Source organism: Paenibacillus sp. J22R3, from assembly GCF_056269305.1.
On sequence record NZ_JBWDNS010000006.1, the window covers coordinates 116,711 to 129,134 of the forward strand.

At 46.7% G+C, this 12,424-nt stretch carries 12 protein-coding genes; 5 read left to right on the top strand and 7 right to left on the bottom strand.

All coding sequences use genetic code 11. The features are described 5' to 3' along the window. Position 1: 1 nt before the first annotated feature. The 6 genes from nuoI to AC0YN4_RS24115 form a co-directional block, all read right to left on the bottom strand. Positions 2-457 (bottom strand): NADH-quinone oxidoreductase subunit NuoI, encoded by a 456-nt coding sequence (gene nuoI, locus AC0YN4_RS24090; RefSeq protein WP_475836981.1) that lies wholly within the window; start codon positions 455-457, stop codon positions 2-4. 80 nt (positions 458-537) lie between these two features. Continuing rightward, a complete protein-coding gene (gene nuoH, locus AC0YN4_RS24095) occupies positions 538-1,548 on the bottom strand; it encodes an NADH-quinone oxidoreductase subunit NuoH (protein WP_475836982.1) in 1,011 nt (336 codons plus the stop codon). Beyond that, the gene (locus AC0YN4_RS24100) at positions 1,548-2,648 is read right to left on the bottom strand and encodes an NADH-quinone oxidoreductase subunit D (protein WP_475836983.1); all 1,101 of its coding nucleotides are present in this window, start codon (positions 2,646-2,648) and stop codon (positions 1,548-1,550) included. The genes nuoH and AC0YN4_RS24100 overlap by 1 nt, the downstream gene beginning before the upstream one ends. Before the next feature lie 6 nt (positions 2,649-2,654). After that, positions 2,655-3,704 (bottom strand): NADH-quinone oxidoreductase subunit C, encoded by a 1,050-nt coding sequence (locus AC0YN4_RS24105; RefSeq protein WP_475836984.1) that lies wholly within the window; start codon positions 3,702-3,704, stop codon positions 2,655-2,657. Continuing rightward, positions 3,701-4,219, bottom strand: a complete 519-nt coding sequence (locus tag AC0YN4_RS24110; protein WP_090982261.1) for a NuoB/complex I 20 kDa subunit family protein — start codon at positions 4,217-4,219, stop codon at positions 3,701-3,703. Before AC0YN4_RS24110 ends, AC0YN4_RS24105 begins: the two co-directional genes overlap by 4 nt. After that, positions 4,204-4,590 (bottom strand): NADH-quinone oxidoreductase subunit A, encoded by a 387-nt coding sequence (locus AC0YN4_RS24115; RefSeq protein ID WP_090982453.1) that lies wholly within the window; start codon positions 4,588-4,590, stop codon positions 4,204-4,206. The genes AC0YN4_RS24110 and AC0YN4_RS24115 overlap by 16 nt, the downstream gene beginning before the upstream one ends. 1,622 nt (positions 4,591-6,212) lie before the next feature. Here AC0YN4_RS24115 and AC0YN4_RS24120 point away from each other — a divergent pair. The 5 genes from AC0YN4_RS24120 (at position 6,213) to AC0YN4_RS24140 (ending at position 11,345) form a co-directional block, all read left to right on the top strand. Beyond that, entirely contained in the window at positions 6,213-7,469 is a 1,257-nt protein-coding gene (locus tag AC0YN4_RS24120) for an O-antigen ligase family protein (RefSeq protein WP_475836985.1), read from the top strand. A gap of 57 nt (positions 7,470-7,526) precedes the next feature. Further along, complete coding sequence (locus tag AC0YN4_RS24125) at positions 7,527-8,669, top strand: acyltransferase family protein (protein WP_475836986.1); 1,143 nt, start codon at positions 7,527-7,529, stop codon at positions 8,667-8,669. A gap of 512 nt (positions 8,670-9,181) precedes the next feature. Continuing rightward, positions 9,182-10,723, top strand: coding sequence for a hypothetical protein (locus AC0YN4_RS24130; protein ID WP_475836987.1), 1,542 nt, complete (start codon positions 9,182-9,184; stop codon positions 10,721-10,723). Between the two features lie 287 nt (positions 10,724-11,010). Continuing rightward, positions 11,011-11,139: a hypothetical protein gene (locus AC0YN4_RS24135; protein WP_475836988.1), complete on the top strand. Its 129-nt coding sequence runs from the start codon at positions 11,011-11,013 to the stop codon at positions 11,137-11,139. 80 nt (positions 11,140-11,219) lie between these two features. Then, the gene (locus AC0YN4_RS24140) at positions 11,220-11,345 is read left to right on the top strand and encodes a hypothetical protein (protein WP_475836989.1); all 126 of its coding nucleotides are present in this window, start codon (positions 11,220-11,222) and stop codon (positions 11,343-11,345) included. Between the two features lie 60 nt (positions 11,346-11,405). Here AC0YN4_RS24140 and AC0YN4_RS24145 read toward each other — a convergent pair whose 3' ends face one another. Further along, complete coding sequence (locus AC0YN4_RS24145; RefSeq protein ID WP_475836990.1) at positions 11,406-12,398, bottom strand: stalk domain-containing protein; 993 nt, start codon at positions 12,396-12,398, stop codon at positions 11,406-11,408. Positions 12,399-12,424: the final 26 nt, after the last annotated feature.

A 12,424-nucleotide genomic window follows, 5' to 3' on the forward strand; every position in this document is an offset into this window, starting at 1 on the left:
TCTATTTCGCTCCTCCCCTGGCCGCCGCGGGAGCACCGATATTGTTATTGTCTTGGCGGACGTTACGATTGTTCTCATCCAGCCATTTCAGATCCTTGAACAGCTCATCTCGGCTGTAAGACGCCAATTCGAAATTACCCGTCATGACGATCGCTTCGGTCGGACACACTTCCGTGCATAGATCACAGAGAATGCATATTTCGAAGTTGATGTCGTACGTGTCGATGACCTTCCCTTTTTTGTCCGGATCGGGGTTCGCCTTCCCTACAAGCGAGATACACTCCGTCGGACAAATACGTACACACTGATTGCACACGATGCATTTGTCCGGTTCAAAATGCTGGATGCCGCGGTAGCGGTCCGGCATGACGATCGGCACATCGGGATAGGAAGTGGTAACTTTTTTCTCGGTCATTGATTTGAGCGTAACACCAAGCCCTTTTAAGAGACCTTTCATTCCAATTCCCTCCTGAACGTTACTGCCATATTTGCTAGAGACACTTCTCTCAGAGTCCTCAGCACTCCCAAGTCAGAAGCTTACTTCACGAACAACTCCATATACACCGCCGTCAGAAACACATTCAGGATGGCTACCGGCAGCAGCACCTTCCAGCCCAGTCCCATCAACTGATCCACTCGGATACGCGGCATCGATGCCCGGATCCAGAACAAGAAGAAGACAATTGCCGAGAACTTAAGCAGGAACCAGATGATCCCCGGAATCCAAGTGAGGAACGGTGCCGGTGCATGCCAGCCGCCAAGGAACAATACGGTCGTGAGTGCCGCAATGGCATACACGTACACGTACTCTGTCAGCATGAAGAAGGCAAAACGGAAGCCGCTGTATTCAACGTGGTAACCGGCCACAAGCTCCGATTCGGCCTCCGGCAAGTCAAACGGCGTACGGTTGAGCTCCGACACCGCAGCGATCACGAAGATCACGAAGCCGATAATTTGCGGAATGAAATTCCACTGCCAGAACCAATCGCCTTGCTGCTCCGCAATGGAGCGAAGGTTGAGCGAGCCAGACATCATGATAACGCCGACTACGGAGATGACAAGCGGGACTTCGTAGCTGATCATTTGTGCTGCGGAGCGCATGCCGCCGAGCAGCGCGTATTTGTTATTGGACGACCAGCCGCCCAGTACGATCGCAATGGTCGAGATCCCAGACAGCGCCACATAATAGAGCAAGCCCACGTTAATGTCGGCAAAATAAAGCTTTTGCGTATACGGGATAACCGCCAGCACGGCAAAAGCAGGCACATAAGCAAGTGCAGGAGCGAGAATGAACAGCAGCCGATCCGCTTTGCGCGGAATCGTATCTTCTTTGATCAGCAGCTTCGTAATATCGGCTACCGATTGCAGCAGCCCCCAAGGGCCAACGCGGTTAGGACCAATCCGGAATTGCATCCAGCCGATAACCTTGCGTTCGAAGAAGATCGCATAGGTCACGAAGCCGAGTACAATCACGAGCAGGATGACGCCCCACAGGAAGAACAGCAGCGCGTTGCCCCACGTAAGCGTTTCTTCGAGCCAAGCTCCCATTAGCAGTCAACCTCCCCTACGACAATATCAATGCCGCCCAGAATGGTAATGAGGTTCGTCATGGTTTCCCCGACTAGCAGCTTCGGCAAGATTTGCAGGTTCACGAAGGAAGGGCGACGGAATTTAAGGCGGTACGGCTCCGCTTTGCCTTTGGAGACGATATGACAGCCGATCTCGCCTCGCGGCGATTCGATCGCGACATAGAGCTCGCCGGCCGGAGGCCGTATAACGCGGGGAACCTTGCCCATAACATCGCCTGATGACGGGAATTGTTCCACGGCTTGTTTTAAGATACGAAGCGATTGGCGAATCTCCTCTAGGCGGATCAGATAACGATCATAGCAATCGCCATTTTTACCGACCGGCACATCGAATTCGAAGCGGTCGTACAAGCTGTACGGCTTTGCTTTGCGCAAATCCCAGTCGACGCCTGTGGAACGCAAATTCGCACCGGAGAGTCCATAATCAATCGCGGTTTGCGCATCGTAGCGGCCAATGCCTTTAATCCGTGCCAGGAAGATTTCGTTACCGCTGATGAGTCTGTCATACTCGCCAAGCTTGCCTTCCATGTACGGGATAAACTCGCGCACCTTGTCGATCCAGCCGGGAGGCGCATCCCATTTGACCCCGCCAACGCGCATGTAGTTGTACGTTAATCGTGCGCCGCATAGCTCATTAAACAAATTGATAATGATCTCGCGGTCGCGGAATGCGAAGAGGAACGGACTCATGGCGCCGATATCAAGCAGGTACGTGCCCCACCACACCAAGTGGCTGGCTACTCGCTGCAGCTCCATCACGATCAGTCGCATAAACTCTGCCCGCTCCGGAATTTCAAGCTCCATCATCGTCTCTACCGCATGGCAGAGTACATAGTTGGTTGTCATCGCCGAGACATAATCCATCCGATCGGTATAAGGAATGATTTGAGTATAGTTCAAATCCTCCGCAAGCTTCTCAGTCCCACGGTGCAGGTATCCCATGACAGGCGTTGCTTCCGTGATGACTTCGCCGTCCAACTTGACGACAATACGGAATACGCCGTGCGTGCTGGGATGCTGTGGGCCGACGTTAAGCAGCAGTTCTTCTGTACGAATCACGGCTCATCACACCTCCGGGTCTAGCGGTTCGTAATCTTTGCGCAGCGGGTACCCCACCCAATCGTCCGGCATCATGATGCGGCGCAGGTCGGGATGACCCGGAAAATCAATGCCGAGCAAATCGTACACCTCGCGCTCATTCCAGTTGGCCGTATTCCAAATAGGAACGACAGACGGAATTTGCGGATTGTCGCGATCGGTCTTCACTTTCACCGTTATCTCCCGCTTCGCTTGCAGCGATACCAGATGATACACGGTTTCCAGATGCGTCTCATAATCGACGCCGGATAAGTTCCGCAAGTAATCAAATTGTTGCGTTTCATGCGACTTTAACAGCTCGGCACTCTCAAGCAGACGATCCGTCCGAATGACCAGCGTCGGCATATGGCCGTTTATTTCATTTATGTAGGCTTCCACGATGGCATCATCAGAAACGATTGAACGTATGAGGGCAGCAGCTTCATCGAGCTGCGGTTGCTTCGGTGAAGGAGGCTTCGGCTCAGCCGGAGCAGCTTCGCTCTCTGCAGCTGCTTTGGCTGCTGCCCTAGCCGCGCGCGCTTCCTCGGCAGCTTTGATCTTCGCCGCCTTCTCCGCATCGACATCGCCGGCCGGAGCAGCAATGCCTCCTTCGCCTTCGGCAGCGGCCTTAGCCGCGGCTCGTGCCGCGCGCGCTTCGGCGGCAGCTTTCAGCTTCGCTTCGCGCTCCGGATCAACAGCTGCTTGCTCCGCAGCAGTTGGCACGGTCGGCGCGGCGGGCGCTTGCTCCACAGCAGCGGGTTCGCTCGCTGCTGGTGCCGCCGGCTCAGCCGCTGGCTCGCTCACCGGAGCTGCGGCCGCCGGCTGCGCTGTCGGCTCACTTGCCGGCGCTGCCACTGCAGGCTCGGCAGCTTGTTCGCTGGTCGCTGCTGCCGGCTGCGACTCCGCAGTGTTCTCGCTCACCGGCTGCTCCGGCTTCGACTCCACAGCGGCTTCGCTCCCCGACTGCTCTGATTCCGCAGGCTGTTCTTTCTGCTGAAGTTCCTTCTCTTTATCATCGCTCATCTTATCATCGCTCATCGATTCGTCACCCGCTTCCCGGTCTTCGCCTCGTAGCGGATCTTCTCTTGAAGTTTATTAATTCCATAGATAAGTGCTGCGGGATTCGGCGGACAGCCCGGTATGTACACATCAACAGGGACAATCTGATCGACGCCCTTCATGACCGCGTAGGACTTCACATACGGTCCGCCAGCGGTTGCGCATGAACCCATGGCAATAACCCATTTGGGCTCAGGCATCTGATCATAAAGCCTGCGAAGCAGCGGTCCCATCTTCTTCGTGACCGTACCCGCCACAATCATCACGTCCGACTGACGCGGCGATGTGCGGAACATGACGCCGAATCGATCCAAGTCATAGTGGGATGCGCCCGTACCCATCATCTCAATCGCGCAGCACGCCAGTCCAAAAGTTAACGGCCAAAGCGAGTTGCTGCGAGCCCATGCCTTCAGTTCCTCCAGCGTCCCCATAAATACGTTGCGTTCCAGTTCCTTGCGTTCCTCGGGCGTAATTGACTCTAAATTGAATTCCATTTGAGCACCTTCTTCTTCCAGGCGTAGAGTAGTCCAATTAACAATAATCCTGTGAAAATGGCCATTTCAACAAGCACAAATAAGCCGAGCTGCTTATACGCAACGGCCCAAGGGTATAGGAAAACGGTTTCGACATCAAAGATAACGAACATGAGCGCGAACAAGTAGTAACGCACATTAAAACGGACCTGACCCTCACCAACGGGCTCATTCCCGCTCTCGTAAGTGGTCTTCTTCTCTTCATTCGGTTTGTGCGGACGCAGCAAACGGCCGACAGCCAAAGCAACCACCGGAAGCAGGATACCGAGAAGAATGAAGATCGCCACAATCACGTAATTGTTGATGTACTTCTCCACACAATTCGCCTCCATGGGTATGAGTCTATAGGGCGGGATAGGTGCTGACGCCTTGGTCAATTTTCCCTCACAATTATAACAAACCCTGCCACTTGCGTCTATGATGTAGTTGGATGCGCTTCCTTTTTACAAAAATGGCCAGAATCTGCAGGTTTTCCCCATTAGAATGTACTGCTAATGGAAATTTTATGCAATAATAACCTATTATAAATTATGGTAGAGCAGCCTATTTGTCCTGAATACATAATCGATATTGTTTCAAAAGCTGAGTAAATACGCTGTCGGCTAATGCCCTCCACTCTCGCGTGCTTTCAACGGACACAGCTTGCCCAGCACATCTAGATACAGATTGATCTGATGTTGTTGCGCAGTTGGCGGATATTGCGCTGTCTGTCAGGTCGTTCGGAGCTGACGGGGGCTGTCAACAGCATTACACTCATCAGAACGCCTTAAAAGCAGTTCCTTCAAGTGGTGGAGAAGTGTTGTTTCCAACCTGAGACTCCAAAATAAGTGGCTCCGTGTCTGGGGGAATTGCCATTGATGTTAAAAGTACTACACGGTTAAGGTTCGCAAATGCGAGACTGGTGATTGTACCTAACAACTTCAAATTGTATAAGATCATCATAAATCAAAAATCTAATGTCTCCATGATAGTTGGAGATAATGGAATATATCGGGTCTGATCTTGTGGGTAGAGTAGAGATTCATACGAAGAACGTCACTGCATGTAATTGCGTTTTTCTTAATAATCGAAGACAGGGAGTGTCTATTGTAGCACATGAGACGTGGTACTTCCACAACTGTACGTTTTCAAATACATAATGAACCTCTCCTCAAGCAGGAGCTGATTTAGTGCCAAATAACTCTATTTATTTTTGAAAATGTCACTTTTCAAAACTGTCTATTCCTAAATATTAGCGGCGGCGGATAGATATGCGCCGGACCGTATGAAGCAATTAGAGATTAGAAAATTATCAATGTATATTCGACGGGTATTTTATTGTTGGCAATGTAGACACTGACGCGAAGATAAATACAATGAAAAGTTGTACGGCAACATCCGCCGCTATCTTCACCATCGCGGCTGCTAAGAAATTCACTCTTAGTAACAACCAGGTCTGCAACAATAATAGAGGGATAACGGTTAATGATGATGCTGAAAAGCTCATCATTAGCGGTAACACCTCTAGGCTAACTCAGATAATATGCTGTTTATTATTGAAGGAATATTGGTATTTACCGTTTTGCCGCATCAGGTATAAGGATCGGTTCGGTAATGATACAACCGTATTCACTTCAACCGATGTTAATGTTTCAGGTAACAAGCTAGTTGGCGGTTATACCGTTAACGGGTCATCTATTGGATCTGCAATACGCTTGGACAAGGCAGCACACGCTAACATTCATAACAACACTTGCGTAACGATGTCGCTGAATTATATATATACGCAAGCCGGAACATCGACATCGTTCAGTGCTGGAATCGTAATAAAGATGGATCATTCAGTACAACACCAAATTAAAAGGTTGCACATCGCTTAGTAACAATGTTACTATTTTGGTAAAAATGTCGAAAAAGCGGTGATTGTATCAAAAGAATTGTTTGGATATTATTTACATTAGGTTCCATTCTTAATGTGTTTCAAATTATCCCAGGGGTAAACATCAATCTTAGCTTCAGTGATGTGATGTACGCATCAGCCTTCTGTTTTATTTGTGCAGAAAAGGTTATGAACGGTAGTTCAATTCTTTATGTAATTAATTCTAGGTACAAGATAACAATTTTTTCTACTTTCCTAATTGGACTGGGAACATTCCTTTCACTATCAAGAACTGCAGATATCGCTAACTCGTTGTCCACTTTTCTTCAATATGTATTTATCCTTACTGTATTGATGACAGTTATTGATTATCTTGTTGATGGAGAGGCAGAAAATGGGGTAAGAATATTAAAAATTTGGTTAATTCCGTACATTATTACATCAGTTTTAGTTTGTGCATCTTCATTCGGAGTGTTTACTGGACTTGATGGGGAGATTAAATCGCTTAATGGTAGGTATCAGGGGTTTTATGGATTATCGACAGCGCTCGGTATTAACATGGCGATTTCAACGACTATATTAATGTATATGGCTCAGACTAGACCTCGAAAAATGGTTTGGTGGTTGCTGGCTCTTGCTTCAATGTACACGATTATACTATCCGGATCATTCGGTTCAATATTCACTCTATGCGGCATTCTGTTCATAGTTGGTGCTTTTGGATCCAAAAAAAAGATACTTATTAGAGCACTAATTACATTTGGAATAATTTTAGCGACGGTTTACTTTTTCTTTAAAGATTCAAGTACTTTAATCCAGTTCGCACCTGAAATAATACAGACCAGGTTAGAGCGTAGTGATGGTGAAATCGGTAGCTTTTCAACCCGTACGGACTTGAACTTCATTGGTATCAATGCATTCTTGGACAATATCTTTGTCGGCACTGGTTTTGACCAATTCAAGCTTCACAACATCCATCACGTCAATATCCACAATACTATTATTGCCGCTGCGGCAGAGACAGGTATTTTCGGATTATTAGGCGTCTTAATTTACCTTTTATTTCCGGTAATCTATGCAAAAAGGTTGATAAAATCGGAATGGGCACAGAACGTTTTTAATCGTCGATTAATAACATTTCTATTCATCTATGCATGCGTAAGATTAACTCAAACCATGATTTCAGGACCTTTCGTTCGAAGAGAACAGTGGGTCCCCGTGTTAATTATTGTAGCGCTTTACGTTGCGTACAAAAGAACACAACCGGTAATATCATCGTTAAACTTGACTAAGGCATCATTCGGAGCAGGAAACAAAAATAAAGAGGGGTTATTTAGCTCAACAATAAACTAACTACACCACTTTCACGTCTCGTCGTCCTACATGAATTAATAAAAGGGAGAGTTATTCTTGAAACGCTATGAGGAATTGGATTCATTAAGAGGATTGGCGGCTGTTGCAGTCTTGTTTGGCCATTTACTAAGTCTGTTCCAAAGTAACTTATGGACAAAATTAATAGAATTTGGTCCCTTAAGACCAATGATAGCTGCTTCTGAGGCCGTTACCTTATTCTTTTTACTTAGCGGTTTTGTTTTATCTCTCCCATTCATAGCGGGGAATCAAGTGAGTTACAAGACTTATCTCACTAAGAGGGTTCTGAGAATTTACTTCCCTTTCTGGATAGCAATCACATTATCATTTCTCGCTGGCACCTTATTTTACTCCGGCAATATTGAAGGTTATAGTGAATGGTTTAATAGTAGATGGAACGAGCCATTCACTGTATCCTCGTTTCTTCAACACGTGATACTAATAGGCGATTATAATAATGGCGTTGTAAGTCCTGTTATCTGGTCATTAATACATGAAATGCGAATATCAATCCTTTTTCCCTTAATTATTTGGTTAGTGTTAAGGAATGGCATTAAAAGAAATTTACTATTTATCATTAGTACTATTGTAATGAGCTTAGTTTTGAATATCCTTATTGATCCGAGCAGTTCAACAAGTTTTGTGAGTACAATATATTACGCCCATGTGTTTATAACAGGGGCAGTATTAGCAAAACATAAGGACGTTCTACTTGAAAAAATGATTAAGTTTAAATACATATATTTGTTATTATTAGGTGCAATCTTTTTATACATTTACGCGAAACCATCGTTCGCTGTAAACGCCTTAGCACCTGGCGCAGACATGTTTTTAAGGGGAATGCTTGACAATTTCTTTGTAGTAATTGGAGGTTCGTTATTAATCATAATTTCATTAGCGAACTCAAATGTGTCGAAGTTTTTACTAAAAAAACCAATCCGTTTTTTAGGTAAAATTTCATACAGTTTATACCTGTACCATTGTTTAATACTTCTCACTTTAATCCATACTTTAAATGATCTAGTGCCGAATTATATTATTCTAATTACCACCATTACATGCTCAATATTGATTTCTTACCTTTCTTATAAATACGTTGAAATTCCTTCGATAAAATTCGGAAGAACATTAACTAATTACATGACACCTCTTAAAAAATCGGTAAACGTAAGTAAGACGTAGTAGGAGTATACTGTGACTAAAAGACCATCTCGAAAAGGGATGGTTATTTTTGTTCAAAAGGAAGGGATGCTGTGTTCAACCAAGAGATCATTAATGAATCCACAAGTACTGGACATAGAACCAAAAATCAATTAGTGCGTGAGATCAATAGAATCAAACGTGATTGCATCCGATACTCACGCGATCGATATTCTGAAACCTCACGTTGACTTTCTGGGAATAGCTCAGTGTGATTAAGTGCGGAACCTAACCTTTTCTATAATTTGAAGGATTAGATGAGATGGGGATTTTCGAGTATTTCAGTTCAAGGCCGAGGAAAGAATTATCCAGCTTGGTGAACAGGTCCTGAGAGTTTTTTTATTCTATATGTTCTATTCCGAATCCAGATTGCAAAATTCCTACCATTAAAGGACCTGTTTCCCCCCTTCTCATAACAAACTTCTCTATGCGGATTATCGATAATGGTAAAAAATAGTTATGTAAGCGCTTTACATATGAGAGGAGTGAACTTAATGAGGAAGAATTCACGCTTCATGTCTCTGTGTTTGTCACTTGCAATGCTGTTTGGCGCACTAGTCTTACCGTCCTCAGCCGGGGCGGCGTATGGCGATCGCATTACGATTACCGGTACGAACTTCTATGCAGGCGGTCAGCAGATCTTCATAAATGGGGCCAACACGCCGTGGAACAGCTGGAATGATTTTGGCGGCTCCTTCGACTACACGTGGTGGGATAACCATTTCCAGACGCTGCGCAACAACGGCATTAACTCCACGCGAATCTGGATTACCTGCGATGGCGAAGTCGGCATCAACATCAACAGCAGCGGTGTCGTATCCGGTGCAACTACCGCTCACTGGAACAACCTCGACAGCCTATTCCAAATCGCGCAAAATCGCGGCGTCTATGTCATGGCAACCCTGATGTCCTTCGACCATTTCAAGAACACCCACACCAGCTACAACAGCTGGCGCAACATGCTCAGCACGAACGCCAATATTGACACCTACGTCAACAATTACGTCATTCCATTCGTGAATCGCTACAAGACCAACCCATGGCTCTGGTCCATCGACCTCATGAACGAGCCGGACTGGGTGTATGAAGACGCTGCAGCCGGTCAAATCGCATGGGCTCGCCTACAGACGTATTTTGCCAAAGCAGCCGTCGCAATCCATCAGAACAGCAACATTCTAACCACAGTTGGCTTAGGCATGGTCAAGTATAACAGCGCCACCCAATCCGGCTCCACCGGCAACAAAATCAGCGATGCTGCCCTGCAAGCCCAGGTCAGCAACACGCTCGCGAAGGTCGACTTCTACTCTCCTCACTACTATGGCTGGCAAGACCCTTACTTCGGCATCCCCTTCTACATGACGCCTACCGCGTTCGGCATCGTCCATGACCGCCCTGTCGTCATTGGCGAATCCCCGGCGCTTGGTTCCACCGGTCACACCATTACAAGCGATTTCGCGAATGCGTACACTAACGGATACGCAGGCGTCATGCCTTGGACCTCTAACGGAGTTGATGCCAATGGCAGCATCACGAACCTAGGACCTGCTACGCAAGCTTTCCGTGACGCTCACTACAATCTGGTGTTCCCGCCAGCGACAGGCGATAGCGCTAAGTTCAATTTTGAAAACAACTCCCTGCAAAGCTTCTTCGGTCGAAACGGTCTAGCCGTATCTGCAAGCACTGACCGTGCTTATGCCGGCAGCTATTCCCTGAAAATGACCTCCAGCGCAACTGGCGTTGCTACCTACTATGCGCAGCTCGATAATCCAAGCGGCCTAAGCGCGAACACAACACTTTCCTTCCGCGTCTGGGTGCCAAGCGGCGCTGCCATCGCATCCGTCCAGCCTTATGTCCAAAGCAATAACTGGACCTGGTACGGCACTTATAAAACTTATGCCAGCTTGACGAAGAATGCATGGAACACGATCACCTTAACCATCCCTTCCGGCGCAGCCACTCCGATCAAGAACATCGGCGTTGAGCTCGTCACAACCGGCGCTTGGAGCGGAAGTATTTATGTAGACAGCATTAACTAAACCGGACTCTATTCTAGTTTTAAAACGAAGGGACTTATGTGCATGCACATAAGTCCCTTTATGAATTTACGCATTTATCATATAGTTCATATGACCCAAAATGATCCTATTTTCCTAGAATTCGATAAAACCCTTTACACACCTAGCTTTCGCTATATTTTTTGCTTCTTCGCTAATATATTCCTCATACTTTTTTTAAAATTTCTTTAGGTTCTCGACAGATTGCGACATACTCCGCACCAGTACCTTAGTATGATATTTAATATATCTACAGGGAGGTAGAAGGAATGCCAAATTACTATTTCAAAGAAGTATGGTCACCCTTGAAATTGATTGGTGTACGGTTTTACCGCGATGACGACAACTATCTGTGGGTAAAGATGTGGTCCAAGCAAAGACGGCGTGTTGGCAGCTAAAACCGTTTATCTCATCCACGTTTATAACATCTAGATCCTGTCTATACTTCTCACTAAAACAAGAAGTGTGGCTTATAGAGATGGATCAAGAATCATATAAAAGGTTTTGGGTAGGACTCTTCTGGGGCACGTTGATTAGCAGCTTCTTCTGGACAATCATGATCATTGCAATTATGGGCTGGATGAATATCTTTGAAGAGTTCTAGCAAACAAAACGACTGCAATCAGTATCCACTGAGAGCAGTCGTTTTGTTTGTTCAGTCTGTTTAGGCCATGCCCTTCATGATCTCTCTACCGGCCTCAACTTGGCTATTAAACTCTTTACGGTAGTCCGCAATGACAGCCGTACTATAACCATTCGCCTTCAGCTGCGTTTCAACTTCACCTACGATTGTATTAAAGGAAGCTGTGCACGCATCAAGCTTGGCATAGCCTTGATTCTTCAGCTTTTCCTTCAGCTTCGCATCATCCGTGCTGATGTATTGGATGCCAATATCCATCAATGACGCTTGGCAGCTATTCTGCAGGTTAGTCAGCCGCGACTGCGCATTAGCCGTGATAGACTCGTAAGATGGTTTAACCGGTCCAGTTCCACCGCCAGTAGAGCCACCTGTCGACCCGCCGTTAGTACCGCCAGTAGAGCCAGTACCAGTGCCACCCGTACCTCCGTTATTACCTTGCGAGCCATGCTCAGCCCGATAAGCAGCCGACTCAGCCGATACTTGCTTCTTCACCGGATCCCACTGAATCGCCGTTCCTACCGCTTCCGACATGAAGCGTACGGGCACATACAACGCACCATTAACAATGTAACCGGACTGTCCAGCAGGTATCACTTTCGTTTTACCATCCACAACAACCTTCACACTCTTCGGTGTAAGCTGTACGGATACACCGCCCTTAGCAGACACTTCATTACCATGTGCAATGACATTAGTAAGGTAGTCCTTCAATACAACAGCTTCCTGCTTATTCGGATTTGCCACAGTAACCTGGGAAGCCTTAGCATCCCACTGCACGCTCTTCTGCAGGGCATAAGATACGAAGCGCAGCGGCACGTAGGATGTACCATTAACAGCGAATACATATTGTCCGTCCGGAAGCACAAGCGTCTTACCGTCGAAGACCATGTTGAAGGAGCTTGTCTTAACTTTGAGTGCAGCTGATGGAGCTGCTGCAACAATGGATTGAATCGTAAGTAATATTGCTGCGGATAATAAAAAGGATACCGTTAGTTTACTAGCTTTGCGGTTTAACATTCGTCTGCACCTCTTCTTAGAAAAAC